The sequence below is a fragment of the Xenorhabdus sp. KJ12.1 genome (assembly GCF_963876495.1).
Taxonomy (GTDB): domain Bacteria; phylum Pseudomonadota; class Gammaproteobacteria; order Enterobacterales; family Enterobacteriaceae; genus Xenorhabdus; species Xenorhabdus stockiae.
On record NZ_CAWNQH010000066.1, the window covers coordinates 18017 to 44813 of the forward strand.

Below are 26797 nucleotides of genomic sequence, written 5' to 3' on the forward strand. Positions count from 1 at the left end.
AATTCCAACAATGATAAGATTTAATTATTGGTTATCTACGCTTTCATTTTTTGCCTTAGCCATTTTATCAAATAACTCCATCGCTAATAATTCTATTGATAATTTAGAAAAACCTATAACTCTAAAGCTGAACTTTGATAAATATTCCGTTCCCTATTCAACATTTATTATTGATGGACAACCAGTATATGCAATGATTGATACAGGCTCTTCTATGGGGTTTTATCTTTACGAATCTCAGATAAAGAAAATTAAAGGACTCAAAAAAGAAAGTATTTATTACAGTACAGATTTAACCGGTAAGGTTCAGAAAAATATAAAATATTTAGTCAGCTCCTTAAACGTAAATAATATAGAATTTAAAAACGTGAGCATTACTCCATTTAAACCGTGGGGACTGCTAGTTTATAAAAAAGGAAATTTACCCGATAAACCTGTTGTGGGTCTTGATGCTTTCAAAGATAAACAGATAATATTAGATTACATCTCTAATTCACTCACAATAACAAATAGCGTTACCGATAAAAACAAGCCACCAAAAGGGTTTACAGAACTTCCTTTCCAAAGATCTTCCAGTGGAATGGTTTTTGATGTCGAGCTATCTGGTCATAAATACCACATGATCCTGGATACCGGTGCTACCGTATCTATGATATGGCGTGAAAGACTTAAAGCCTATACGCCAACAAGTTGCCTCGCGGTTAATCCGAAAATGGATAATAAAGGATGTGAAGCCGCAATGCTGACAGTTAAATCGGTGACCGGAAAAGCAGAACAGTTCGGGGCTGTAATTGTTGATGGACATTTTCAGCATATGGAAAAAATTGATGGCCTCCTCGGAAACAGCTTTCTCCGAAATCGAAAATTAATCATAGATTTTAAAAATAAAAGGGTCTTTTTTTCCAATGAGCACAGAAAAGCATGAAAACTCAATCTATCGTGCCGAAGCTCTGCAACATAAACAGGAGGGATGGCTTGGCGTATCTTATCTGGATATTCCATCCAGCCTCTCCATTTGTATTCTGACAGGCATGCTGACTGTTGCTTTTATTGTCTCAATCATTATCTTCGGCTCTTATAGCGAAAGAGTTAACGCCTCCGGTAATGTCATTTATGATCCTCCGGCTGTGTCACTCATTGCACAAAACAATGGCATAATTATTAATTCAGTCGCTTCAGAAAAAAAACTCATTAAGCAAGGTGAAGTTATTTTTTCTGTGAGTGATGAAACTGAAACTAATCTTGGTGCTACCAAATTTGAAATAGAAGAGAGTTTGAAAAAACAACGGAACATACTGTTGAAAAAAATTAATATTATCACCACCGAAGCTGAGGAAAATAAAAATTACTTTATTGAGCGAATAAAAAATAAAGAACAGGAAATAAATGGTTTAAATATCCTGATAAAAAATGCAGAAGAACAGAGGAAATGGTTCGAAAAAAAATCCAGCTTATATGAACAATTACGCAAAAAAGGCCTTGCGCGTGATTCTGAATTTATTGACAGGAAGAAGGATTATTATTCAGCCATAGTAAATCTCTCGTCTGCAAGGGTAAAAATAATTACCCTGCAAGGAGAGTTGCTGGATTTTAAAAAGAAAATATCAGCGACTGATAGGGAGTCGGATTCAGCGAAAAAATTAATTACAGCTGAAATTGCTGGCATAAAACAAAAGATTCTGAATATAGAAAAGCAAAGAGAATATCTGATTGTCGCCCCATTTAATGGAAAGATAACCAGTGTGACAGCCCATAAAGGAGAGAGAGTAAAAGCAGGCCAACAAGTCGCCGTCATCGTTCCCCTGGCTGCAAGGCCAAAAATTGAACTGCTTTCTTCATCCGATTTTCTCGGCGATGTGGCTGATGGACAACAGGTAAAAATGAGGATAGCAGCGTATCCATATCAGTGGTATGGAAAGGTTGCAGGAGTCATCGAAGCAATCTCAGAAGCCCCAGTCAATATCCCTCCATCAACTCAGACGAATAGTGAAGGTAAAGCGCTTTTCCGCATAACGGTACGGCCAGTTATGACAGAACAACAAAAATCACTTTCCCTTCTGCCGGGTATGAAAGTAGAGACAGAGATATATGTAAGAACCAGAAAGAATTACGAATGGCTCTTTATGCCAGTGAAGAGGGTATATGAAAGAATATGTGACAACACACAATAAGGATACACGATATAAAATCAGTGGCTTTTTCGAGTTTTTCACTAAAAAACTACCTGTAATCCTGCAAACAGAGGTAACAGAGTGCGGATTAGCCTGTTTAGCCATGATTGCAAGCTGGCACGAACGGGAAACGGATGTTTACAGCATGAGGAAAATTTTCGACGTATCAAACAATGGCATGTCATTAAGACAACTCATCACAGTAGCAGATAGAATAAATATGAATGCCAGAGCCATACGCCTTGATCTCGAAGAACTCAGAAACGTCAGGCTTCCATGTATTCTGCACTGGTCCTTTAATCATTTCGTCGTGCTAAAAAAAATCACAAAGAAAAACGCCGTTATCCATGATCCTGCCTTAGGGAAAAAAATCATTTCCCTAAAAGAGTTGTCAAATAAATTCACGGGAATAGTTCTGGAAGTATGGCCACGGTCTGATTTTAAAAAGGAAAAAGTGAGTGAAAGTATCACTATCACAGATATGTTCCGGGGTGTAGCTAACCTTAAAATCACACTACTAAAAATCATTCTGATATCACTTTTTATTGAGGGGCTAGCTCTCTCAATTCCCCTCAGCTCTCAATTTATTATTGATATTGTTTTGCGATCCAGTGACTTCGAAATGCTGAATCTGATTGTTATTGGCGTTATTTTTCTACTTATTCTCCGCTCTGCACTCAGCATCATCCGAGCCTGGACTCTGATGGCAATGCGCTACTCTTTGGGAATACAGTGGAGTATAGGCTTTTTTAACCAGTTGCTGAGCCTTCCGTTAACATTCTTTGAAAAGCGTCATGTAGGAGATATAGCGTCTCGGCTGACATCACTCAATGAAATTAAAGAAGCCTTCACCGCAGAAATGCTGACTTCCTTGCTTGATGTGCTCATTCTACTAACACTGATAACTCTGATGTTTTGTTACAGCGCACTTCTGGCTGTTATTTCCCTGCTCATCATCTTTATTTATCTCAGCGTAAAACTTGCGCTCTATAACACATACAAAAGTGCCCGAGTTGAGGCCATTCACAATGAAGCATTACAGTCATCTCATTTCCTTGAAACAGTTCGAAATGTGGCATGTGTCAAAGTATTTTCCCTGACAGAAAATCGGCGTATGACATGGCTGAATAAAGTTATCAACACAGCTAATGCCCGAGCGCATTTATTCAAGATAGATCTGATAAACCAAACCCTGTCAGGATTTCTTACAGGGCTTTCATCAGCAACGATTTTATTCTTTGGTGGTAATCTCATGGAACATGGCGCAATAACAACAGGGACTCTATTCGCCTTTATGCTCTACGCTGATATGTTCCTTACCCGCTCTATTAAAGTGATTAATTCACTTTTTAATTTTCGCCTTATATCAATACACTCAGATCGCCTAACAGACGTTGCAACCGCAGAAACAGAGGACGCTTGGTATTCAAAAAACTTAGTTCCGCTTGAGGTTGTAGAAGGTCGGATAACGCTCAATAATCTCTCCTATCGTTACGGTGAAGCTGAGCCATTTATTTTTAAAGATATCAATCTGGAAATTAATGCAGGCGAGAATATCGCAATTATCGGGGCGTCGGGTTGTGGTAAATCCACTCTTCTCAGAATAATGGCGGGCTTAGCCATTCCCCAATCAGGAAGTGTATTGATTGATGGAACCAGCATACGACAGATTGGTATTGACGAATATCGGCGGCATACCGCCTTTGTGATGCAGGAAGACAAACTTTTTGCGGCCTCTCTGATGGATAATATTTCCTCTTTTGATCCTCAGCCCGACCTTGAATGGATGTATGAGTGTGCCAAAGCAGCAGCAATACATAACGAAATTATAGCTATGCCAATGCAGTACGAAACAATGATAGGTGATATGGGAAGTATTCTTTCAGGAGGACAAAAGCAGCGCGTATCTCTGGCCAGAGCACTTTATAAGCGCCCACGAATCCTTTTTCTTGATGAAGCAACGAGTGACCTCGATGTATTTAATGAACGAAAGATCAATAACGCTATAAAACAGATGCCCATTACCCGCATTTTTGTAGCACATCGGCCTGAGACGATTGCTGCCGCGGATAGAATATACAATCTAAAAGACAAAACTTTTACGGAATTTTCCAGATCCGGCACTGTTTTATTCTGATTTTACTTAAGATTCAAAAAAATAAGCCCCATTCAACATGGGGTTTATTCATTAAAAATGATTTATTGTTTACTGGTAAACTCACTGAATTACAAAATACCTTGCGCCAGCATGGCATCAGCAACTTTCACAAAGCCCGCTATATTCGCACCCTGTACATAGTTGATCTGTTTGCCTTCTCCACCATATTCCACACAGGATTGGTGAATATCGAGCATGATGTGATGTAAGCGGATATCCACTTTTTCTGCTTTCCAGTTCTGGCGTATCGCATTCTGCGACATTTCCAGGCCGGAAGTGGCTACACCTCCCGCATTAGCGGCCTTACCCGGCGCAAACAGAACACCGGCTTCAAGGAAAGCATCAGTAGCTGCGATAGTTGCCGGCATGTTGGCTCCTTCTGCTACCAATTTCACACCATTCTGAATCAGTATTTTTGCATCTTCCAGATGCAGCTCATTCTGTGTCGCGCAAGGCAGAGCGATATCTACAGGCACTGACCACGGGTTTTGCCCTTTAAGGAAAGTCAGCCCACGTTCTTTGGCATAATCCTCAACACGCCCATAATGTTTATTTTTAATCTCTTCCAGATGAGCCAGTTTCTCTGAAGTGAATCCTTCTTCATCCAGAACAGTACCGCCGGAATCGGATACCGTCACCACTTTAGCCCCCAGTTCCAGACATTTTTCGATGGTATATTGAGCGACATTTCCCGCTCCCGAAACCGATACCCGCATACCATCCAGCGCCATACCATGACGTTTCAGCATCGCATGAATGAAATAAACCAGGCCATAGCCCGTCGCTTCCGGCCGGATCAAACTGCCACCAAAAGAGAGCTCTTTACCCGTGAAAACACAGGCCGTGTTGTTGGATAACTTTTTCATCATCCCGGTCATAAAAGCCACTTCCCGGCCACCGACTCCGATATCTCCGGCAGGAACATCAGTATCAGGCCCCAGATGGCGATACAACTCTGTCATTAATGCCTGACAGAATCGCATAATCTCTCCCTGACTTTTTCCTTTAGGATCGAAATCAGAGCCGCCTTTTGCACCGCCCATCGGTAATGTTGTCAGAGCATTTTTCAATGTTTGCTCAAAACCGAGAAACTTCAGAATAGAGAGGTTAACGGAAGGGTGAAAACGCATCCCGCCTTTAAATGGCCCGATGGCCGAATTGAACTGTACCCGCCATGCGCGGTTTACCTGAACCTTTCCCTGATCATCAACCCAGCTAACGCGAAATTGAATAACTCTTTCTGGTTCAACCAAACGCTCTAATAACCCCTGTTCACGATATTGCGGATTGCGCTCAAGAAAAGGCCAGAGAGAGGTCAATACTTCTCTTACTGCCTGTAAATATTCTGGTTGATGTGGATTGTGGTACTGAACAGATTCAAGAAATGAGACTAAAGATGATGGTACATTCATTTATAGCTTCCTTTATACATTCAGATGTGATGCCCTCCCCATTTCCTTTGTTATTTTTTGTCGAAAATGTGAGGTAATTACGGTTTGCTTTCTGAATATACCACTATTTTATGATTGAATTTCAATAACTATTTTTATTAATTTTGTTGAAAATAAATTTTTTATTTTCTAAATAAAAAGCTTTTTAAAGCACCTTATACTTTGCACAAGCAAAAAAATCGCCTGCAATGAGCAGGCGATTCCATAGAATAAGTTTTCGGCAGAATATTAATCTTCTTCACGCAACGGAACGATAAGCATATCAACATGGACGGTGTTAATGAGCTGACGAGCTGATGACATCAGCTTGCTCCAAAAATCCTGATGATGACCACAGACAACGAGATCCATATCATATTGCTTAATCGCATCAACAAGTACTTGCCCTAAATCACCACTACCACTCAGCGTTTCCTGAATTTCATAGCTTGAATTCTCTGACAGTTCTTTCAGGGAGTTACGAGTTTCATCTGCGATGCGTGCCTGCATATCACCAAGATTGACATCTATCAGGCCGGTGTATAAATCAGAGTAATTTACATCAACATGGATCAAGGAAACCTTAGCATTGTATGGCCTTGCCAAAGAAACCGCTTTATCCACCAAGACCCTGCTTTCTGGAGATAGATCAACTGCTACAAGAATATGTTTATAAGCCATATAAGTGAACTCCTTCCATAAAATGGATTGGCGGCATTAAACGCCATGATTTTATACTTATACTATAACTGCTTGACGCCTCTTTTGAGTGTCGTCGTGATCACAACTTGTTACTTTATTTAGTTAACCAGTTGAAAGAAAAGATATCTGCTTTCAATACCATAACTGTATTAAACATTTTATCTCTGATACTGAGGCCATTTTTCAATATCATTTGGCTTTTCTAATAAGCCATTTCCTCCTAAAATTTAATACTGTGACTATTTACATTGCTACCTTTTCAGATAAATTCTTAATCCATACACAATATCCCGTTGCCACTCTAAGGAGGGGGGAATATGTTCAGTATGCTTGCATTCTTCTGGGCAATTTGCATTATCTGTATTATCAATATATTACGTTACATTTCTTCACTACGGGCTTTATTATTTATTCTGCGTCAGGCAGATCCGATGCTATATCAAGCCATTGATGGGAATGGTTTTTTTACTGGTAATGGCCAGTTCAGTAAACAAATGCGGCTGGTACGCTACATTAACACACAAGGCTATCTCAACCATCACAATGATGATGTCATCTTTTTCTGCGAAAGGCTGCGTAAGCAGTTTATATTGACGAAAGTGTTATGTGGGATTGTCTTACTGTGTCTGGTAGGAATAGCGATAGTCTGATAACAACAGAGAGGGAAAGCGAGTTGAAAATAAAAAGTGGCAATAAAAAGGGTTGAGCTGCTGATATCGCTGCCAACCCTTTTTAATAACTTAAGATTAGATCAATTGCAGAGCAATCCAATACAGGCAGCCTGACAGGGCAATTGAAATCGGCAATGTCAGTACCCACGCCAGCATGATATTTTTGATAGTCTTACTTTGAACACCACCACCATCAACCAGCATTGTACCTGCGACCGCAGAAGAAAGAACCTGTGTCGTCGATACCGGCATCCCCGTATAACTAGCAACCCCAATCGATACTGCGGCAGTCACCTGAGCGGAAACCCCCTGAGCATAAGTCATGCCTTTTTTACCGATTTTTTCACCAATAGTGACAGCAACACGTTTCCAGCCAACCATTGTGCCCAGAGACAGTGCCAGCGCCACCGCGATGATTATCCACATTGGTGCATATTCAACGGTATTCAGCAGATCTTTACGCAATTTATGCAGGAAACGTGCATCTTCCATGCTAGTTTCTGGCAATTTAGCCACAGCACTTGCTGTATCAGCAATACACATCAACATGCGACGCATGCTGTTACGTTGATCAGGATTCAGCTCACTATAATTCTGAATGCTTCCCAGCATTGTTTCCGTGGTATTCAGCACATCCAATGCCCGTGAATTATCACAGTGGAAATTCATATCCAGTTGATCTTCAACCGGAGATATAGCCGGAGTCAGCTCAATTGCATGGGTAAGTGCAGGTTCATGATGCTCATAATACTGCTGCAAATGAACAACAGCATCATGGGTACGAGCAATGTCATAGCTTGTTGAGTTCATATTCACAACAAAGCCAGCAGGCGCGACACCAATCAGTACCAGCATGATCAGACCAATCCCTTTCTGGCCATCATTGGCGCCATGAGAAAAACTCACACCAACAGCAGAAAGGATCAGAGCTGTTCGTGTCCAGAATGGTGGTTTACGTTTACCATCCTGCTTTTCACGTTCAGCCGGCGTCATGTGGATACGACGGCGCTTTTTAGTACCACTCCAGTAACGGCGCAGTAAAAAGACCATCGCTCCCGCGATCACCAAACCAATCATAGGAGACAGAATCAAGGACATAAAAATCTGTATCATCTTCGGAATATTCAGCGCATCAACAACAGAAGAGCTGGTCACTATCGCGTTGGTCAGGCCAATCCCGATAATAGAACCAATCAACGTATGAGAGCTGGATGCCGGGATCCCGAAATACCATGTGCCCAGATTCCAGATAATTGCCGCCAGCAGCATGGAAAAGACCATCGCCAAACCATGGCTTGAGCTGACATTCAGTAGGAGATCTGTAGGTAATAGATGAACAATCGCATAAGCGACACTTAATCCACCAAGTAGAACACCAAAAAAGTTAAAAACCCCTGCCATGACAACAGCAAATTGCGAGCGCATAGCGCGGGTATAAATAACAGTTGCTACTGCATTCGCGGTATCATGAAACCCATTGATGGCTTCATAAAAAAGCACAAACAACAGAGCAAGTACTAACATAAGGCCGGTATAAAAATCCAGGCCAGTAAACAGATGTAGCATAAACGTTAAGCCAGTTAGTAGGACATGAACGCGGCGCATTATCAGTGACAAACGCTGGCGGGAAAAGAGAAATATGACCTTTTTTTGATTTAATGACAATAAACCGGCAGCGAATGATTTACTTTTCTCATAAAAATCAAAAAATTATGGGATTTTTATCTTTTTATATTTTTTTGATGAAAAATTGCCTGCCATAATAAAAGTTCAACCAAGTACTTATTTTTCTCTGCATTTAGCAGATAGTCCCTCCACAATGAAGTGTATTTCCTGAAAAATAATCCGGCAAGAAAGTTATTCTGCAAGTATAGAGATAGCAAACGAATGGAAAAATTTGATGTAGTAATTATTGGTGCTGGCGCGGCTGGCTTGTTTTGCGCAGCACAGGCCGGACAGTCAGGGCTAAGTGTTCTGGTCCTGGATAATGGTAAAAAAGCAGGCCGCAAAATTTTAATGTCCGGGGGCGGACGCTGTAATTTTACCAATATGTATGCCGAACCCGCAGCCTTCCTTTCAGCCAATCCGCACTTTTGTAAGTCAGCACTTGCTCGCTATACACAATGGGATTTTATTGACTTGGTGCAGCGTCATGGTATTGCCTACCATGAAAAAACTTTAGGGCAGCTTTTTTGCGATGACTCAGCTCAGCAGATTATTGACCTTCTTTTGAAAGAGTGCGAAGCGGGCCAGGTTACAATTCGCTTACGCAGTGAAGTCACTCAGATAGAGAAAAATGAGCAGAAGTTCGAAATTACTGCATCAGGGAAAAAAGTGAGCGCGCACTCACTTGTAGTGGCTTCTGGCGGATTATCTATGCCCGGTTTAGGTGCCTCTCCTTTCGGTTATCGCATTGCGGAACAATTCGGTCTTAATATCCTGCCAACTCGTGCCGCCTTAGTTCCTTTTACCCTACACAAGCCATTGCTGGAACAGCTTCAAACTCTCTCCGGTGTGGCGGTCCCTTCCATTGTTACCGCACAGGACGGAACGGTGTTCAGGGAAAATATCCTGTTTACTCACCGAGGACTTTCCGGCCCCGCTATTTTGCAGATTTCCAGCTATTGGCAGCCCGGTGAATATGTGAGTATTAACTTACTTCCGAATATCGACTTGGATGACTTCTTAACTCAGGAGCGTGAATCCCACCCTAACCAAAGCCTGAAAAACACCCTTGCCAAACTGTTGCCAAAACGTCTGGTGGAGTGCCTGCAATCTCTTGGTCAGCTACCAGAACTCTCTCTGAAACAGCTCAATTCAGCACAGAAAAAAGATCTGGTCACTACCCTGCAATGCTGGCAGGTACAGCCAAATGGTACTGAGGGATATCGCACCGCAGAGGTAACTCTTGGTGGCGTAGACACTAATGAGCTGTCATCGAAAACAATGGAGTCCCATAAGGTGAAGGGATTGTATTTTATCGGTGAAGTTGTCGACGTCACCGGCTGGCTTGGCGGATATAATTTCCAATGGGCATGGAGTTCAGCCTGGGCCTGTGCGCAGGCACTGGTGACTGTGGAAAGACAATAACATTTATCTGTTGGCAATAAATTTTGCCCATAAGAACGATTCGATTCTTGTTCTTACGGGCAACCATAGCTGCCACTACAGGGATTCAGAGTGAAATACAGCATATCCTTAAAAAGGATAAATTAGTGCTTAAAAATCAGCTTAATTAAAATGCAAATTCTGTATCAGATAATCAATAAAAACGCGGCATTTGAGGCGAATACGATGATCACCGGCAAACACAATCGTGATGTCCTGCTTGGGCAATGTATAGTCAGGAAACAACTGGATCAGCTCCCCTTTCGCAATTTCCTCTTTCACCATCCACTCCGGCAGAATGGCTACACCGAGTCCGGAATACACCATCGTCTTAATAGCTGAGGCTGAATTAGAGTGAAACCGGGCCATAGCACGAAATTCGAATTCTTCCTTTTTATCGTTGCGTAAAGTCCACTGTGTTGGTGCCTGTAAGTTACTGTTAGCAATCCACTGCACAGCATTTAAATCATCAAGGGATTTAACAGGATTATTTTTTAACCACTCTGATGAGGTCACCATAACAATGGCATAATTACCCAGTTTTCTGCTTCTTAAAGTCGAGTCACGTAAAGTCCCTAAGCGAATTGCCAGATCAAACCGTTCTGAAATTAAATCATTCAGTGATGAATCAGCGTAATAATTGATGCCTAAATTTGGATGAAGTTTGCAAAACTCACCAATTAACGGCAGTAAAAATTGCGCACCAAATTCCGCCGTGGATGTAATACTCAGAGTTCCGGACAAAGAACGATGAATGTCAGATATGTTTTCAATAGATGTCTGAATATTAGAAAATATTTCCCGAAAATCCTTATATAGGACTTCACCGGCTTCTGTCAGAGTGATGCCTCGTGTGTTGCGAATAAGCAGCGGCACATTCAGCACTTCCTCCAACGATTTCACATGAATACTCGCCATCGCTTTGCTAATGAAAAGCCGTTTTGCAGCAAGAGTGAATGACCCACAATCTACTACCGCAAGAAACGTTTGAATTCGGTTTAAGTGATTAAAAACCATAGATTGTTAAATATTAGTAAACACTGAGTTCAATTTAATCTAATCGACACTACCGAGCAAGCCAAATTAGACTCCAAACTGGAGGATAAAATGACATATCGCTATCGTATTGCCTTTATTTTTTTAGCTGGCTTTTTCATTGACTGCATAAATATTTTTATGTCAGCGATTGCATTGCCTAATATTTCCCACGAACTCAACATTTCTGAATCTAGTGTGGCCTGGGTAGCAAACAGCTATATTCTGGGGTTGACGCTCATTATTCCACTCAGTACCTGGCTTGCCAGTCATCTGGGTGCCAGATTGACCATGGCAGCTTCCATGGCAATATTTTCTGTAGGGGCTTTACTATCAGGGTTATCCAACGATTTTGTGTCATTGATCCTGTTTCGATTTATTCAGGGAATAGGCGGTGGCTTATTGATCCCGGTAGGTCAGGCACTCACCTTTGGCCTGTTTAAAAAAGATGAACGCGCAAAAGTATCGACGCTGATTATGGCTGTCGCGCTAATTGCACCGGCTATTTCTCCCGGTGCTGGCGGAGTTATCGTGGATCACTTTTCTTGGCGCTGGGTATTTCTCTGCAATATCCCTTTCAGTCTCATCACGGCATTACTGGCAATATTGTGGATCAAAGAGGAAAAAACCACCGCCCGCCGACCGGATCTCATAGGACTATTATTGGTGAGTCTGGCACTTACTGCACTGCTGTTTGGCATGTCACTGTATGCGGGTTCTACCAGTCCGTGGCTCCCCCTCACCTTAGCCGGAATTGGCATTTTATTTAGCCTGCTCTACGTCAGACATGCTCGCAACATAGAGCACCCAATTCTCGACCTGAATGTGTTGCGCAATAACCGCATGCGCTTCTCTGTCTTAGTTTACTATGCTGTACCGGGCATATTTACCGGTGTGAATCTACTCAATATTTTCTTTCTCCAGCAGGTGATTGGCTGGACAGCCAGTGAAACCGGGCTTTTGATGATATTGTTCGCGGGTGGATCATTCTGTGCCATGGTAGCTTGCGGTCATCTCTATAATCACATTGGCGCTGCCCGACTATTCTGTACTGGCCTGATATTGCATGCCGGGGGGATCGTATTGCTGACGCTGGTCGGGTCGGAACATGAGTTACTCTTGCTTGTTGCTGCTTACTTGCTGATGGGAATTGGCGGAGGTATTTCAACCAATACCGCTCAGACTACTGCGATGCTGGATTTTGAGGGGGAACATCTGGCCCGCGCCAGCACTGTCTGGAACCTCAACCGCCAGATGTCATTCAGCATCGGCGCTGCGGTTTTTACACTGCTCTTTAATCTGCTACAACAGCAAACTACCACGACATCCGCTTACCATTTCACATTCCTTATTGCCGCCGGGTTAGGACTACTTCCCCTGCTAAAGCTCATTCAACTCAGTCAAAAAACGGAGTCCGTATGCAATCAGAAAAAGAATTAATTGCTCACCACAGCCTAATCGAGCTTCCTCAATGGATAGAAGAGGTATTTACTGGCCGGGAAGGTCATCCATCTGCGCTGAAGAAACTACTGGGCAGTTTTCCCGCTGATTTCAGGATGGTAACAATGAAAGGCCAAAGCATCGGTCTGGCTGAAGTAGAAAACCTGTTTCGTCACAATATAGGCACCCGGCCTCAGCTACGCATTGTTATAGATGCCTGTGAAACATTAGCGGAAACCACAGAAGGCGTGATATGCCGCTATCGCGAAACTCAACATAATGCAGGAACTACACTGGTTCGCTGGTCCACAGTCATTATAGATATTCATGCGGGGCAACCCTACTGGCGCTATCTGCACGAAACAGCTATTGAGGAATAAAAAAAGAAGTATTATTCAATCAACATCAGTAAGCCATACTTATTGCCTTTCAAGTTGCAGCTTTATTGTCTGCAACTTAAAGCCTGGAGAGTATATATTCTACTTTGATCTTTTATCATTATTTAATGAAAATCTATCCTTATAAAATATTAAAGACAGAGGAAAATGAAATATTCAATATATTGAAAGTTATTTGAATTAGGTGTATTAACGATGTTAGTGATGAATAATATCATTCATTTTAACACGAAAAGAATATTGCCATTCATTATAAGATAATGAAAATATAATTGATTGGATAAAATAACTTTAAAGAACAGCATTTAAAAAACAGATAAATCAATATAATTAAAAATTAAGAAAGGAGAATGATAATGTCATTAGAAATGGTTACTGCTTATCGTAAATCAAATGCTCTATTTTCTTTTGTAGACAGTGAAGCGCCATTACATTTAAGCACTCAAGATGGCAAAACAGTGGAACAACTTGCTCAGCTATGCAATGTTTATCAAGATAGATTCCATCGGTTATTGGACTATATGCAAACACTCAATGTGTTAATAAAAAAAGAAGATAAATTTTATCTCACAGAACAATGGGCATCACTCAGTAAGCCAGACAGCTTTGAAACGTTATATATAAAGTTCGAATTAGACCCCGCTTTCTGGAGCGCCTGGGCACAATACAGCTCATCATTAAGAAAAAATAATACTAAATCTGCTTTTGAACTTACCCATAATGAATCATTCTTTGATTATCTCAGTAATGGGGAAAATAAAAATATAAAAACAACTTTTGATAATTTAATGGCGAAAATGACCAATATGATGAATGAATATGTTATTAACCGCCTGCCGTTAAATAACATCTCTTCATTTATTGATATTGGAGGTGGAGTAGGTTCTTTTGCAAAAAATATAAAAAGGCATTATCCCCATATTCAGTGTCATGTCATGGATCAATATGATTTTACCGAGCAAGAATCAGAAGGTGTAACTTTAATTAATGGCAATTTCTTTTCTGCTATTCCATCAGGATATGACGTTTATTGTATGAAAGGTGTTTTACATGACTGGCCAGATAATCAGGTCATCCATCTTCTCAAAAACTGTCATAAAGCTATGCGGGAAGATTCTGTCTTATATGTTATCGATATGATCAAAGAACCAGATGAAACCGCATCATTTGATTTATATATCGATACCCTTCTGTTAGGCCGGAAACGGAATCAGTCTGAATTTGAATTTGTGGCAAAACAAGCCGGATTCTCTATTACAAATATCTACAATCTGAATTTCTCTACCGTCAATGGAAACCAGTACGTTATTGAAATGAAAAAATAAATTTATTCTGAATTAACAGCCATGTCGCTATGACTACTCGTGTAATCCGGCTGAACGGCGTAATACCGACTCACAAACGGAGTCTATGCGAATTGATTGATATCCATGCAGGGCAGCCCGCCGACACAACCTGCATGAAACAGCTATTGTGGGGCAGAAAATGCAGCAGTATCCGATCTGCAATATTCGTACTCTCAGTGACACGATCCGGGAGTTTACTTTAGAGGCGCCAGAATGGGAACTCGCGGCGTTAACACCCGGTAGTCACTTCCGCTGGTTGATGCCCGACAATATTGGTACACGTAGTTATTCTTGCGTGATGTTGACTATACCAACAGCCACACTGACATTTGCCATCCAACTCAATACAGCGTCTGCCAGTAGCCAATATTTACAGAGCCTGAAGGTAGGTGACAGTGTCAGGCTTGAAGGGCCATTTAACCACTTCCCACAGCTCTCCGCCCCTGAGGGAGGACGAGATATAGTGATTGCAGGAGGCATTGGCATAACTCCCATCACCGGCATCATAGCGCGCCTCATTGCAATGGGAAAACACCCGGAATGTCACTACCTTATCTCCTCACAAGCACAGGCTGTCTATGCAACTGAATTGGCAACGCTCGCCGCTTCATATTTTTATCTACACAGTACAGCAGAGCAAAAGGTCTGCCTTTCCGAATTATTGGGTGCATTACAATCCCGCGATCGGCTGCATGTGTGTGGCCCTGTACGCCTGCTCAATGCCGTATTGGACTTCTGTGATAACCACCATTTTCCACGGCAACACATTGCCTTTGAGCTTTTCACCACCCCCTCAATTGAAGCTGATATTGCCAAGACGGGTTACGAAGTAGAAGCAACAGAATCAGGTATCAGGCTACAGGTCGCAGCTGGCCAGTCACTACTGGATGCTTTGGAAGCGGCAGGGTTAGAGCCACTATATGATTGCCGGCGCGGGGAGTGCGGTCTATGTGCACTGAAAGTGATCGAAGGTGATGTCGAGCACCACGATTTCATTATGACACCGCAAGAAGCGGCTACCTCCCGAACCATTTACCCCTGTGTTTCCCGAGCAAAGGGAAGCTTCCTTAAATTAGCATTGTGAATCGTTTTATGAATAAAAATCTTATATTTCGCGGAACAGAAATTCACAAATCTGCATATCTCGATGAGGCTATATTCATCACTGAGCAAAAGAGCGTCTTTATGCAGAGCTGGCTCTATCTGTGCCACGGCAGCCAGATCCCCGCAATCGGTGACTATTTCACAACTGAATTAGCATCACAGCCATTAGTCGCGATTCGCCAGAAAGATAATGAAATAAAAGTACTTTATAATCGCTGCCCACATAAGGGCGTAAAGATCTTACCCGAAACCAATGGTAACAGTGGGCGTTTTCTGCGCTGTCCCTATCATGCCTGGACATTCAAATCTTCAGGAGAATTACTCAGCATTCCGGTAAAAACCGAATATGACCCCAGTGTACTGTCCGAGTGCGAAGCCAGCATCGGTATGAAAGCTGTCGACAATGTAGTGTGTTATCGCGATTTCATCTTTGTACGACTGAGTGCTCAAGGTCTGCCATTTGATATTTTCTTCGGCGATGCTCTCTCAACGCTGGACAATATGATCGATCGTTCTCCTAAAGGAGCATTGCGAGTCGTTGGTGTACCACTGCGTCATCGTCATCATTGTAACTGGAAAATGGTGATGGATAACCAAACTGACACTTGTCACCCCATGGTGGCGCATGAATCTTCAGCAGGAGAAGCGGTTAATCTCTGGGCTCAGGCTGATCAGCAAGGTGCTCAACCCACAGCGGTGGAACTTTTGTCTCCTTTAATGTCTCCCCACGCTTTTTTTTCTGAAATGGGGATCCGCATCTGGGCTAATGGTCATGGGCACACCGGTGTCAGTAACTCTATCCATAAAGACTATTCAGAAATCCCCGATTACTGGGAAAGTATGGTGGAGAGTTATGGTGAGGAACGAGCACAGCAAATCTTGAGCGATACACGACACAATACCGTGTACTTCCCCAATCTGGTTGTAAAAGGGCCTATCCAGACGTTACGCATTATCCGTCCGGTTTCCGCCAGCGAGACTGTTGTTGAATCCTGGATTCTGGAGCTGGTAGGGACACCACAAAAGATGCTAGAGCGTACTGTACAGTACAACAACTTAATCAACTCCCCCTGTTCAATCGTGGCACATGACGATGTGGAAATGTATGAACGCGCTACCGAAGGACTAAAAAGTCAGGCTAACGAGTGGGTCAATATCGCTCGCCTCTATGATCCTGCGGAATGCTGGGATCGAACCACTCAAATGTCAGGAACCAGTGAAGGCGCAATGAGAAACTTTTATTCCATGTGGCAACGCATGATGGAGGGAGGCAATGGAGAATAACAATGTCATACAGACCCTGACTGATTTGATTTATCACGAAGCCTGGCTACTTGATGAACAGAAATTTGACGACTGGTTCACTTTGCTGGCGGAGGAATATACGTGGTGGATTCCATCACGACACGATCAACTTAGCCCGCTGACAGAGTCTTCTTTACTGTATGAGGATCGCTTTGTCACACAACTGCGTATCAATCGACTTCGTAATGCGCGTAATTTTTCGCAGCAGCCATGCAGCCGCTCACAGCATCTGCTCCAGCGCCCCATTATCAGCTGGACTGAAGGAGAACAGAGTGCCAGTGGCGTTAGTCAATTACTCTACAGCGAAAGTCGTGGTGACAGAGAGTGGCATTACGCCGCACGTCTCGAACACCAGTTTCATTGGCGTGAAGGACAATGGCTGATCAGAAGACGCAAAACCGTCTTACTTAATCTTGCTCGGCCTTTCGACAGTTTGCAGTTGATTATCTGAGACTCAATCATGACAACAAATGATATCTCATCTGCCCAAACCCCCTCATTTCCGTTTATCGACACGCTATTTGACTATGGAGCCTTTTTGGAACAAGTTGAATCGCAGCAAGCTATTGGGCATTTACCTGATAGTCAGCAACATCAACATATTGCCATCGTTGGCGCTGGGCTAAGCGGTTTGGTTGCAGCCAGGGAGTTGTTACGTGCTGGCGTACGCAACATCACCTTGTTTGAAGCTGAGCCGGGACGTTATGGCGGGCGTTTATTGAGCACACGTTTTAATCCAGATATACCACAGTACATCGCAGAAATGGGAGCTATGCGCTTTCCTCCAACTTGTGTAGGACTGTTTCACTACCTGAATCTATTCGGTATTAATACCACCTCAGTGTTTCCCGATCCCGGTGTTGTGGATACCGAGATCCACTATCAGGGAAATGCGTTAAGCTGGAAAGCTGGCGAGTCCCCGCCAATCCTATTTCAGCGTGTCGAACGCGGCTGGAAAGCATTTCTGCATGAGGGCATTGAACTGGAAGGTGAGCAACGTCTAGTGGCACCGACAGCAATAACTCAAGCTTTACGTGAAGGGCGTCTAACAGATGCGAAAGCAGCCTGGCAGCACTATCTAGACGTCTTTGGTGACAGCTGTTTCTACTCTGCACTCGTGCGCATTTTCACCGGAAAAAATCCTCCTGGGGGACAATCTTGGGTGAAGCCAATTGACTTTGAGCTGTTCGGGTCGCTCGGTATAGGCTCCGGAGGCTTTTTACCTGTATTCCGCGCTTCATTTATTGAAATCCTACGACTCGTGGTGAACGGATTGGAGGAGGATCAACGTTTAGTTCCTGAAGGTATATCTTCGCTGACTGAACACATAGGGGAAGAAATAATCGGAGGCCGTCCACTGGCAGAACGCATCCGGTATCAAAAAGTCACACAAATCAATCAACAAAAAGACGGTCGCTTTTTGGTAGTAACAGAAAAGGGAGAATCCAGTACTTTTGATCGGGTCATCGTCACCATTTCCACACGTGCCATGCAGGTATCTCTTAAGCTGTCTAAACACCCACAGTGGCTGGTAACAGGTGTCGCACGTGCGATTAATGAAACTCACCTGATTGGTTCATCAAAACTGTTTCTACTCACACGAGAAAAGTTCTGGCTTAAAGAGAAATTACCACACACCATTTTGACGGATACTCTGGCAAAAGGCGTCTACTGTCTCGATTACCAGCCTGAAGATCCCAACGGGCACGGTGTGGTACTCATCAGTTATACCTGGGAGGATGACTCTCACAAGCTAGTTACGTTGAAGGATAAACGTGCTCGTCTGGATCGGCTGGTTGAAGAGTTGTCACTGACTGCTCCGGCCTTCGCCCGCCACCTAGTCCCAATGAACAACGACCCACGCTACATACTTGAATATGACTGGTTAACAGATGCTACCGCTATGGGAGCATTCAAACTCAATTATCCTGGTGACGATCGCTATTCTGAATCCCTCTTTTTCCAGTTTCAGAGTGCCTGTTCCCGCGAAACCGATACAGGTATCTACTTAGCCGGTTGTAGCTGCTCCTTTACCGGAGGCTGGGCAGAAGGAGCTATTCAGACAGGAATTAATGCCGCCTGCGCAGCTTTATATAGTCTGGGAGGTACCCTGCAAGCCAACAACCCGTTGACTTCTATGGCTCACCATTATCATTACTGAGCACAATCCCATCATACATATAAATTCTCATATACTTCTGGCCAAGGAGGAGGCCATTAATTTTTGCAATCTGAATGCTCTTCAAACAGGCTGAATAAATAATAGAGACTAACTCAAAGATAAACGGCAGCGTTTATCGTCGTCTCCCATTTACAGTCAGTGAAGCACTGCCTGCAACGCAGGTGGCGGCCAAAAGCATTACCACAGCAAGACCTATCAGTAATCCGGTGAAACTGGATACATCAGCCACAATGAGCGGCCCGGTGCTGGCACCGATAAACAGGATAAATCCATTAAGAGCCATACCCCCAGCCCGATTGGGAACGGACATCGTACCAAATTGCGTAATCATCGCCGGAATGGCGAGTGCCACACCTGCAACAAAGATCAGGCTCCCAATAGCAACGCCCGTCAGGGATTGTGGTAAGACTGCCACCAAAAATAAGCCAAAAGACGCAAACATATAACCCGTAATAGCAACGCCCTGCATCCCAATCCGTGTAGCAATCGGCCCGGCTAACAGTGCTGCAAACATTCCGGGTAATCCAACCATACGCAGCAGAATAATTTTTTCGGGTTCCAGTCCCAGAACTACAAGATGTGGCCCCAAAGCGGTATAGATAGCAACAAATGACAGTAGAGGGATCACCATATAAAGCTGAGTCAGAACGAACAGCGCAATCACGACCAGCAACGTAATGATACCGCCACTCGCTGCCTGAGACTGGTTATGCATGACACTTTGTCTCCACTGAGCCAAACGTGACGACGGTTTAATCATCCGTGAAATAACCAACAAAATGCTGGATCTGAGTCTAGTATGGTTTTTGTGATACTGACAGTTGTATACACAATATATTTCGAGGATATTAGTTCATACAGAAAATATAAATAATAAACTTCTGCGATTAATATATTCAATTATAAATAGACCTTTCAATTAATACTAAAACTCCTCCTATTATTTAAAAATGCTATTTCTTCCGGGCAGGAATAAATAATGAAATAGGTATATCAAATATTGATACAAGATTCTGTATGATTCAGAGTTAAACATTAGAAAAACAGATTGATTATTATATTTCTATTTGGAATAATGCGCGGCAAATTAGGACTGACAACAAACTATAAAACTGGATAAAGTACGTTTACCCAGTCAAAAACCCAATTAAGATAGTTTAAAAATAACTTTAAAAACGGTCAGAACCTTCCAACATCATTCTTCAACAAAGCCTCAGGGATTAATTATTAGTACAAATGATTTATATCGGGTAACGAAATAAATCTATTAGAAATCATTACATCCAAAATATGAGCAGACAAATTTATTAACCTTTATTGGGACATGGATCCCAAGATTGTTCTGTTCAAAAAAATGAGTCTTAACTATGCAAAACTTAACCCATGTTAAAGCGCTATGTGCTTTAGCAGATCCTTATCGTGCCTGTGCCGATCATGATACGTTATTTAATGATGCCATGCGTGAACTGACGTTATATCACTGTGAGCATACTCCGGGCTATGAACAGTGGCTGGCAAATAATGGTTTGAATAAACAATCTGTAATGGCAATGGATGACTGGTCAGCCCTGCCACCTCTTTTTGCCAATTATTTCAAACGTAATTTGATCGTGAGCAACAGCTCGGTAGATGCTTTGGAGTTAACGTCCTCAGGCACAACCGGACAAAAAAGCCGTATGCACTATGACAACCGAAGTATTACGGCTGCGCAGAATATGGTGGATCGTATTTTTAATTATTATGGCTGGAATACACCTGACCAACCCTGCAATTATCTTCTACTCAGTTATGAACCTGCCGGAGCCATTTCTTTGGGAACCGCTTATACCGATCAGTTTCTGTGTAAGTATGCACCGGTAAACCGCTCCTATTATGCCCTGCGTCATAACGGAAAAAGTAATGAGTTCGACCCTTTCGGCACGATTAAAGCCTTACAGGAATTTGCTGAAGAAGGGCTGCCAGTGCGTATTTTCGGCTTTCCGGCTTTCCTGTGGTTTACCCTGCAAAGAATGGAGCAAATGGGGCTACCCCCACTGAAATTACATCCGGATTCCCTGCTCTCTCTGGGTGGCGGCTGGAAAACACATTCTGATAAAGCAATTTCTAAACAAGAACTGTACCAACGATTGGAAAAACAATTAGGTATCCCGAATGTCCGCTGTCGCGATGGATACGGTTCCGTTGAACATCCTGTGCCTTATATGGAGTGTTCTCATCATCGTTTCCATGTTCCGGTCTACTCACAGGTCTATATCCGTCATACCGCTAATATGTCACGACAGCCTTATGGCGAACCGGGTTTTCTGCACTTCGTCTCTCCTTTTATCACTTCCAGCCCGGCGCATAGCATCGTAATGAGTGATCTGGCGGTACTGCATCCCGGAAGTCAGTGTGGCTGTGAGCTGGATACTGATTGGTTTGAGTTGCTTGGTCGTGCTGGTACCAGCAAAAGTCGTAGTTGTGCTATTGCCGCTTCAGAATTGATAAAAGAGGCCTGAGATGTCTTCCATAGAAAATATTAATGAGCCGCTTTCTGTAGAACAGCTGGCAAAACAAAAAATTGCAAAATTAAGTGCCCGTTTACCAGAGCTTCTGGCACGGCCTCATACTGCGGAACAGGTGCTTGAGTGTGCACAACGCTTTGCCGATCATCTTGCCGATATGGATGATCACCCTCTTTTTGATGCTAAAACACGTGAAGCATTAATTGCTTTCTGTCAGCGTGAAGCGCTACAGGCTAAGCTGGAGCGAGAACTGGGAAAAGACGCATTCTCCCTGCGCCGGTTCGATTATAACCAAAACCGCTATGAGTCATGGAAGCCACTGGGATTGGTCGTCCATATCACACCTTCCAATGCTGCACTGCTTCCTTTTATGGCTGTGCTGGAAAGTTTACTGGTCGGCAATATTAACTGGCTACGTCCGAGCAGCAGTGATAAAGGCTTTAGTGAACAACTTCTGCATGCGTTCCTTGCTCATGACATTTCCGGTGATTTAGCTGATCGCGTCGCTGTTCTGTCGTTACCAGCCACACAGCTGGGAGCATTGTTAAGTCAGGCTGATGCGGTTTCTGCCTGGGGCGGAGATTCTGCCTTATCTTCCATTCGTAGCCAGTTGCCAGCCGGCTGCCGCTGGATAGACTGGGGACACCGTATCAGTTTTGCCTGGCTGAACCCTGATGTAGTCGATGATGCTCAACTGGATGCGCTGGCAGATGATATTTGTTGTTATGACCAGCAAGCCTGTTCCAGTCCGCAATGCCTGCTGGTTGATAGTGATGATCCGGCCGTTTTGCAGAATATCGGGCAACGTATGGCCGCTGCTCTTGAACGTCGTTCTGGATTGCACCCTGCATTGCAGGCAGATGTACAGGAATCCGCTGAAATTACCACTCAGATGGCATTTCAGCACCTCGATTTCGCCTTCGCTCCGGTAAATGGCAAACTCTGGCAAAACGATGGATGGCGGGTAGTATGGCGACATGAGCAGGAGCTGGCTGCTTCTCCCCTGTTCCGTTCATTACAGTTACGCCCGGCACCCCGTCAACAATTATGTTCTATTCTGCGCCCGTGGCGTAATCATCTCCAAAGCTGTGCTTTGATTACCCGTCAGGAAGATATCGCTGAAATGAGCCATGCTCTGTTCGCTGCGGGAGTCAGCCGCATAGCCTCTGCCGGTCAGATGCACAATGGCTATAGCGGTGAGCCGCACGATGGCGTTTATGCATTGTCACGCCTTGCTAAGCGGGTTTCTGTCAGCCTGCCTGCGGGTACGCTGGATGGCTGTGCGCATCTGAATACTCCTCCCTCCCGTCCATACGGGCTGGATAACCTGCCAGTCATGAATAAGGCAGATTTTCAGGCACTGACTCCAAACGAAAAAAGCCGTTTGTACTTCCGTAGCGGAGGCAGCAGCGGAGCACCAAAACTGGCGGCTTACAGCTATTCCGATTATCACACACAAATGCAGTCCGCCGCTGACGGGATATTCGCTTGCGGGCTTGAGCCTGCTACAGACCGGGTCATGAACCTGCTGTACGGCGGAAAGCTATATGGCGGCATGATGAGTTTCTTCACGATTCTGGATAAGCTGGATGTCGCTCAATATCCGATGGGCGGCCCCACTGACAGTGATTTCAGCGAAATAGCGGACTTAATCATACAGGAACGCATTAATACACTGGTCGGGATGCCAAGCACGATACACCGATTATTCCTGAGTGAAGCCGACAAGCTGCGCCAATATGGCGGAGTTCGTAAACTGTTTTTGGGAGGCGAGCACCTGAATGTTGGTCAGCGGAATTTTCTGAATGAATTCGGCATCACCCTGATACGTTCAGCAGCCTACGGTTCAGTAGATGCAGGCCCATTAGGCCACGGATGTACCGCCAGCGAAGATGGTGTTTTCCATTTAATGGCTGATACCCAATGGCTGGAGATCCTTAACATTCATGATGATAAACCCGTAGCAGAAGGGGAAACCGGTCGCCTGATATTTACCTCTCGCCACCGCGAGGCGCAATCCGTCCAGCGCTATGATTTAGGCGATCTCGGGCACTGGATCACTGAACCTTGTTCCTGTGGCCTAATTACGCCTCGTTTCCGACTTGTTGGACGTAATGGTGCTTTACTGCGTGTCGGCAGTATTTTTATCAATCTGGCTGAATTGTCAGAACAGCTGGAAACGCCTGTGCAATGGATAATCGATCACAACGAAGAAGGTATCGGTGGTATCCAGTTATTGATTGAAAATCCTGATGTTGCCACAGTCCGCCAATATTTATTGGATCTGGAGCAGAATTCAAAAATTAAGGAAGTTATCGACGGTGGAATGTTGAATCTGGATGTTACATTTTGCCCAGTATCAGAATTTCGCCGAAATGCTCATAGCGGAAAAGCACCATTGTTCATTGACTTACGTAAATCCTGATTAAGTGAAGCGAATATCATGAAAAGCATAGCGTTAATTGATCTGTTCAATCATGTACGTAAGCATTCTGTTTATTATCGGGAACTCTACAAGTCCGTTCCTGATAACTGGACGCTACAAGATTTACCCTTAGTCGAACCCGGCAATTACTGGGTCGGCTCAGAAAATTTACAAACGTGGCCGGTGCTTACCGCCCCACTGGAAGGGGGGCATGTGTTTAAAACGGGTGGCTCAACCAGTGATGGTCGGCTGTCAGTTTTCAGCCAGCAAGAGTGGAAAGCATTTATCCAGTCTTTTGGCAAAGCTGTTGCCCGTCAACTCCAGCCGGGAGATCGCGTCGCCAATTTGTTTTTTGCGGGCGATCTTTATACCAGTTTACTGTTTATTCATGGTGCTTTGTCTAACTCATCATTACCTATTGTGGAGTTTCCCTTCACTTGTAAGGTCGATGACAATTTGCTGGCTCACAACATTCAGCATCACAATATCAATGTGCTGGCGGGCGTTCCCGTCCAGCTCATCCGCTTTGCTCAATATCTGAAAGAAAACGGGCAGACTCTGCCAATGGTAGAAACCATTCTGTTTGGTGGCGAGAGCCTGTTTGAAGGGCAAATCGCAGCAATGCGGCAGGTTTTCCCGCAGGCTCGCTTTGGCTCCGTAGGCTGTGCCAGTGTTGACGGCGGGTTAATCGGCTTTGCTGATCCCGCATGTGGGCCGGGAGAACATCGGGTTTTCAGTGAAGAGACTATTATTGAGATTATTGATGAGATTACTCATGAACCCATCACGGAACCGGGGCATCGGGGAATGCTGGTGGTTACCAACCTACAACGGCAACTAATGCCGGTACTCCGCTATCCGACCGGCGATCTGGCCTGCTGGTGTGAACCTGAGCAGACTCATCGTAAGTTTGCACTTCAGGGGCGCGCCAATCAGGGTTACCGGATCAGAGTGGGTGATCTTTCCTTATTTCCTGACGACTTAGCAACCCAGTTGGCACCGCAAACCGAACTACTCGCCTGGCAATTGGTACTATCTCAGGAAGAGTCAGAAGACAAAATCAAATTATTGGTGGCCAGCCCTGAACCCGTTAATATCGAGAAAATACGCCATAATATGCTACTGGCATTTCCGGGTCTGAACACAGCACATTTCCGGCAAAATATGCTGGAGATTGTTCAAACCAATATCGATGCAATGTATACCCACCCGCGTTCAGGCAAATTGCAGCGGGTTGTGGATCTGCGTAGTTATAATTGAAGGATCAAATTTATGACTACTTTTCCTTCAGCTATTTTGGATTCTGCTATTCAGATCCGCAGCTACCAATCAGGTGACAGTAAACATATCAGCAAATTATTCCGTGATATTTACGGTGATTCGTATGTCTACCCTGATATCTATCTACCCAAATTGATAGAGGATTATCAGACTACAGGAAAATGGTATTCCGCTCTGGCTTTTTCTCAGGGGCGGCTGATTGGCCATGCATCACTTGTGAAGGATTCGGTTCAGCAGGCTCAGGCAGAGCTGGCGCTGGTTGCGGTATACCCAGAATTTCAGGGCAAAGGTATTGCCACCTCTTTGGGGAATTATTTATGCCACTATGCGAAAGAGCAGCAATATTGTTTGTTGACGATAAAGCAAGTTTGTTCGCATATGAAAAGTCAGTATTTAGCCCAGAATCTGGGCTTTTATTCAACTGCGTTGATGCTGGATTATGTCGATTCTCCCTTTGGGTTACCGGAACCAGAAAGCATTGTTCAGGGTATTTTGCCACTGAAATCGTTTCCATTGCCTAAACTGAATTGGCCGCAATCCTGGCAGAACTGGGCTAACCAGATAAGCCAATATGTTGGTGAATCATCATCTGATCAACAACAAAAAGGCTGTAACCCTTTTACTTCCAGTGCATACGCAACTTCCCAGATAAAAGGGCGACGTCTGGAGATCACATTATATGAAGCTGATCCGGACTTCTTATCTGAGATCATAGATTACCCGGCTAATCAGTTAATCTATCTGAAACTTCCGGCTAATGAAGAAGCACTACAGTTCTACCCACAATTGCAAAAAGGCGGATTCCGCTTTGCCGGACTCTGCCCTGACCCCCAAGAAGGGTGGTTTTTGCTCTGGCTACGGGGTTACCAACCAACGCTCTATAAGTTTTCCGATATCAGCATACAGCATCTCTACCAAATGGAATTGGGAGAAACGGCAGGGCATTCACGACAACCCCGCGTAAGTGAACTGATTCCGGGTTAAAACAGCTCGTCTAACTGTTCGAAGAATTCACGCTTGGCTACGTTATCAAAGTCGCCAAGCGTAGTAAGAAACTCTGCGGCTTTATTCACTGAAATCTCTTCACGCAAGTTACGATGCACAAATGCAATATCCAGCCAGCGATCAGCCACACCATCAGGGACCAAAGCTGAGTTGCCGATAAAACAGTCAATAGATGGAGGCAGTTTAGGCAGCATTTATCTTCCTTTTGTCATTTGAATGACCTAAACACAATTTAATTTACAGGCTCGCCATCAAGCTACTCTATGTTCACTTATTCCTGCCATTTTCTTAACTGAATTCGTCAAGGTTCTGACCAGAAAGCCGATCAGGATCTAATTTTGGTCAAAAAAACACTTTACAAATGATATTGAGAACGATTATCATTATTAACACTTTCAGTGCACCACCTTCAGGGTCATGTGAAAGTACGACATTGCTCACATTGCTTCCAGTGTTTACTTTATAGCCAGCAACTTAATGTTGGCTTTTTTTTATCCTTAATATCCTCTTTTTATTATTCAAATTTTTTGAT

The 26797-nt window shown here is 43.8% G+C and carries 22 protein-coding genes; 16 read left to right on the top strand and 6 right to left on the bottom strand.

What is annotated here, in order from left to right; genetic code table 11:
• The first annotated feature begins 10 nt into the window (after positions 1-10).
• From AACS92_RS09680 to AACS92_RS09690, 3 genes are all read left to right on the top strand, one after another.
• Positions 11-925 carry a retropepsin-like aspartic protease gene (locus AACS92_RS09680; RefSeq protein WP_099111013.1) on the top strand — a complete coding sequence of 305 codons (915 nt, stop codon included), beginning with the start codon at positions 11-13 and terminating at the stop codon, positions 923-925.
• Positions 926-1031: 106 nt separating this feature from the next.
• Complete coding sequence (locus tag AACS92_RS09685) at positions 1032-2171, top strand: HlyD family secretion protein (RefSeq protein ID WP_241537990.1); 1140 nt, start codon at positions 1032-1034, stop codon at positions 2169-2171.
• Complete coding sequence (locus tag AACS92_RS09690) at positions 2143-4308, top strand: peptidase domain-containing ABC transporter (RefSeq protein WP_099111015.1); 2166 nt, start codon at positions 2143-2145, stop codon at positions 4306-4308. Before AACS92_RS09685 ends, AACS92_RS09690 begins: the two co-directional genes overlap by 29 nt.
• An 89-nt stretch (positions 4309-4397) precedes the next feature.
• Here the strand turns inward: AACS92_RS09690 and gdhA are convergent, their stop codons facing one another.
• On the bottom strand, positions 4398-5741 hold the full coding sequence (gene gdhA, locus AACS92_RS09695) for an NADP-specific glutamate dehydrogenase (protein WP_099111016.1): 1344 nt from the start codon (positions 5739-5741) through the stop codon (positions 4398-4400).
• A 267-nt stretch (positions 5742-6008) separates the two neighbouring features.
• Positions 6009-6440, bottom strand: coding sequence for a universal stress protein UspA (gene uspA / locus AACS92_RS09700; protein WP_099111017.1), 432 nt, complete (start codon positions 6438-6440; stop codon positions 6009-6011).
• 338 nt (positions 6441-6778) lie between these two features.
• Between uspA and uspB the strand changes: the two genes are divergently transcribed.
• Positions 6779-7111, top strand: coding sequence for a universal stress protein UspB (gene uspB, locus AACS92_RS09705; protein WP_099111018.1), 333 nt, complete (start codon positions 6779-6781; stop codon positions 7109-7111).
• A gap of 96 nt (positions 7112-7207) precedes the next feature.
• Here the strand turns inward: uspB and pitA are convergent, their stop codons facing one another.
• Positions 7208-8698, bottom strand: a complete 1491-nt coding sequence (pitA, locus tag AACS92_RS09710; protein WP_099111019.1) for an inorganic phosphate transporter PitA — start codon at positions 8696-8698, stop codon at positions 7208-7210.
• Positions 8699-9019: 321 nt separating this feature from the next.
• On the opposite strand from pitA, the gene AACS92_RS09715 reads away from it, so the two are divergent.
• Positions 9020-10222, top strand: a complete 1203-nt coding sequence (locus AACS92_RS09715; protein ID WP_099111020.1) for an NAD(P)/FAD-dependent oxidoreductase — start codon at positions 9020-9022, stop codon at positions 10220-10222.
• Between the two features lie 141 nt (positions 10223-10363).
• Here AACS92_RS09715 and AACS92_RS09720 read toward each other — a convergent pair whose 3' ends face one another.
• Entirely contained in the window at positions 10364-11257 is an 894-nt protein-coding gene (locus AACS92_RS09720) for a LysR family transcriptional regulator (RefSeq protein WP_099111021.1), read from the bottom strand.
• Positions 11258-11347: 90 nt separating this feature from the next.
• On the opposite strand from AACS92_RS09720, the gene AACS92_RS09725 reads away from it, so the two are divergent.
• The 7 genes from AACS92_RS09725 to AACS92_RS09755 all read left to right on the top strand — a co-directional run bounded on the left by AACS92_RS09725 (position 11348) and on the right by AACS92_RS09755 (position 19029).
• The gene (locus AACS92_RS09725) at positions 11348-12715 is read left to right on the top strand and encodes an MFS transporter (RefSeq protein ID WP_099111022.1); all 1368 of its coding nucleotides are present in this window, start codon (positions 11348-11350) and stop codon (positions 12713-12715) included.
• On the top strand, positions 12694-13095 hold the full coding sequence (locus tag AACS92_RS09730; RefSeq protein ID WP_099111023.1) for a hypothetical protein: 402 nt from the start codon (positions 12694-12696) through the stop codon (positions 13093-13095). The genes AACS92_RS09725 and AACS92_RS09730 overlap by 22 nt, the downstream gene beginning before the upstream one ends.
• A gap of 374 nt (positions 13096-13469) precedes the next feature.
• Positions 13470-14438: a methyltransferase gene (locus tag AACS92_RS09735; protein ID WP_193756965.1), complete on the top strand. Its 969-nt coding sequence runs from the start codon at positions 13470-13472 to the stop codon at positions 14436-14438.
• Between the two features lie 160 nt (positions 14439-14598).
• Positions 14599-15543: a flavin reductase family protein gene (locus AACS92_RS09740; protein ID WP_099111025.1), complete on the top strand. Its 945-nt coding sequence runs from the start codon at positions 14599-14601 to the stop codon at positions 15541-15543.
• Between the two features lie 8 nt (positions 15544-15551).
• Positions 15552-16847: an aromatic ring-hydroxylating dioxygenase subunit alpha gene (locus tag AACS92_RS09745; RefSeq protein WP_099111026.1), complete on the top strand. Its 1296-nt coding sequence runs from the start codon at positions 15552-15554 to the stop codon at positions 16845-16847.
• Positions 16837-17319, top strand: coding sequence for an aromatic-ring-hydroxylating dioxygenase subunit beta (locus AACS92_RS09750; RefSeq protein WP_099111027.1), 483 nt, complete (start codon positions 16837-16839; stop codon positions 17317-17319). The genes AACS92_RS09745 and AACS92_RS09750 overlap by 11 nt, the downstream gene beginning before the upstream one ends.
• A 9-nt stretch (positions 17320-17328) precedes the next feature.
• Positions 17329-19029 carry an NAD(P)/FAD-dependent oxidoreductase gene (locus AACS92_RS09755; protein WP_099111028.1) on the top strand — a complete coding sequence of 567 codons (1701 nt, stop codon included), beginning with the start codon at positions 17329-17331 and terminating at the stop codon, positions 19027-19029.
• Positions 19030-19162: 133 nt separating this feature from the next.
• On the opposite strand, the gene AACS92_RS09760 is transcribed toward AACS92_RS09755, so the two are convergent.
• Entirely contained in the window at positions 19163-19765 is a 603-nt protein-coding gene (locus AACS92_RS09760; RefSeq protein ID WP_099111029.1) for a hypothetical protein, read from the bottom strand.
• Between the two features lie 652 nt (positions 19766-20417).
• Here AACS92_RS09760 and AACS92_RS09765 point away from each other — a divergent pair.
• Genes AACS92_RS09765 through AACS92_RS09780 form a run of 4 tightly spaced genes read left to right on the top strand, consistent with a single transcriptional unit; the run spans position 20418 to position 26244 of the window.
• Positions 20418-21548 carry a LuxE/PaaK family acyltransferase gene (locus AACS92_RS09765; RefSeq protein ID WP_099111030.1) on the top strand — a complete coding sequence of 377 codons (1131 nt, stop codon included), beginning with the start codon at positions 20418-20420 and terminating at the stop codon, positions 21546-21548.
• A gap of 1 nt (position 21549) precedes the next feature.
• On the top strand, positions 21550-23979 hold the full coding sequence (locus AACS92_RS09770; protein WP_099111031.1) for an acyl-CoA reductase: 2430 nt from the start codon (positions 21550-21552) through the stop codon (positions 23977-23979).
• Between the two features lie 18 nt (positions 23980-23997).
• Complete coding sequence (locus AACS92_RS09775) at positions 23998-25239, top strand: AMP-binding protein (protein WP_099111032.1); 1242 nt, start codon at positions 23998-24000, stop codon at positions 25237-25239.
• A 12-nt stretch (positions 25240-25251) separates the two neighbouring features.
• Positions 25252-26244 carry a GNAT family N-acetyltransferase gene (locus tag AACS92_RS09780; protein WP_099111033.1) on the top strand — a complete coding sequence of 331 codons (993 nt, stop codon included), beginning with the start codon at positions 25252-25254 and terminating at the stop codon, positions 26242-26244.
• On the opposite strand, the gene AACS92_RS09785 is transcribed toward AACS92_RS09780, so the two are convergent.
• Positions 26241-26459, bottom strand: a complete 219-nt coding sequence (locus AACS92_RS09785) for a hypothetical protein (protein ID WP_099111034.1) — start codon at positions 26457-26459, stop codon at positions 26241-26243. The genes AACS92_RS09780 and AACS92_RS09785 overlap by 4 nt on opposite strands.
• Positions 26460-26797: the final 338 nt, after the last annotated feature.

What these genes read in the sequence shown, in the direction of transcription:
- AACS92_RS09715 (WP_099111020.1), top strand. Translation starts at nt 9,020, where the DNA reads ATGGAAAAATTTGATGTAGTAATTATTGGTGCTGGCGCGGCTGGCTTG.
- AACS92_RS09690 (WP_099111015.1), top strand. Translation starts at nt 2,143, where the DNA reads ATGAAAGAATATGTGACAACACACAATAAGGATACACGATATAAAATC.
- AACS92_RS09755 (WP_099111028.1), top strand. Translation starts at nt 17,329, where the DNA reads ATGACAACAAATGATATCTCATCTGCCCAAACCCCCTCATTTCCGTTT.
- AACS92_RS09740 (WP_099111025.1), top strand. Translation starts at nt 14,599, where the DNA reads ATGCAGCAGTATCCGATCTGCAATATTCGTACTCTCAGTGACACGATC.
- AACS92_RS09785 (WP_099111034.1), bottom strand. Translation starts at nt 26,459, where the DNA reads ATGCTGCCTAAACTGCCTCCATCTATTGACTGTTTTATCGGCAACTCA.
- AACS92_RS09770 (WP_099111031.1), top strand. Translation starts at nt 21,550, where the DNA reads ATGTCTTCCATAGAAAATATTAATGAGCCGCTTTCTGTAGAACAGCTG.
- AACS92_RS09725 (WP_099111022.1), top strand. Translation starts at nt 11,348, where the DNA reads ATGACATATCGCTATCGTATTGCCTTTATTTTTTTAGCTGGCTTTTTC.
- AACS92_RS09750 (WP_099111027.1), top strand. Translation starts at nt 16,837, where the DNA reads ATGGAGAATAACAATGTCATACAGACCCTGACTGATTTGATTTATCAC.
- AACS92_RS09745 (WP_099111026.1), top strand. Translation starts at nt 15,552, where the DNA reads ATGAATAAAAATCTTATATTTCGCGGAACAGAAATTCACAAATCTGCA.
- AACS92_RS09760 (WP_099111029.1), bottom strand. Translation starts at nt 19,765, where the DNA reads ATGCATAACCAGTCTCAGGCAGCGAGTGGCGGTATCATTACGTTGCTG.
- uspB (WP_099111018.1), top strand. Translation starts at nt 6,779, where the DNA reads ATGTTCAGTATGCTTGCATTCTTCTGGGCAATTTGCATTATCTGTATT.
- pitA (WP_099111019.1), bottom strand. Translation starts at nt 8,698, where the DNA reads ATGCTACATCTGTTTACTGGCCTGGATTTTTATACCGGCCTTATGTTA.
- gdhA (WP_099111016.1), bottom strand. Translation starts at nt 5,741, where the DNA reads ATGAATGTACCATCATCTTTAGTCTCATTTCTTGAATCTGTTCAGTAC.
- AACS92_RS09735 (WP_193756965.1), top strand. Translation starts at nt 13,470, where the DNA reads ATGTCATTAGAAATGGTTACTGCTTATCGTAAATCAAATGCTCTATTT.
- AACS92_RS09765 (WP_099111030.1), top strand. Translation starts at nt 20,418, where the DNA reads ATGCAAAACTTAACCCATGTTAAAGCGCTATGTGCTTTAGCAGATCCT.
- AACS92_RS09680 (WP_099111013.1), top strand. Translation starts at nt 11, where the DNA reads ATGATAAGATTTAATTATTGGTTATCTACGCTTTCATTTTTTGCCTTA.
- AACS92_RS09780 (WP_099111033.1), top strand. Translation starts at nt 25,252, where the DNA reads ATGACTACTTTTCCTTCAGCTATTTTGGATTCTGCTATTCAGATCCGC.
- AACS92_RS09720 (WP_099111021.1), bottom strand. Translation starts at nt 11,257, where the DNA reads ATGGTTTTTAATCACTTAAACCGAATTCAAACGTTTCTTGCGGTAGTA.
- AACS92_RS09730 (WP_099111023.1), top strand. Translation starts at nt 12,694, where the DNA reads ATGCAATCAGAAAAAGAATTAATTGCTCACCACAGCCTAATCGAGCTT.
- AACS92_RS09775 (WP_099111032.1), top strand. Translation starts at nt 23,998, where the DNA reads ATGAAAAGCATAGCGTTAATTGATCTGTTCAATCATGTACGTAAGCAT.
- AACS92_RS09685 (WP_241537990.1), top strand. Translation starts at nt 1,032, where the DNA reads ATGCTGACTGTTGCTTTTATTGTCTCAATCATTATCTTCGGCTCTTAT.
- uspA (WP_099111017.1), bottom strand. Translation starts at nt 6,440, where the DNA reads ATGGCTTATAAACATATTCTTGTAGCAGTTGATCTATCTCCAGAAAGC.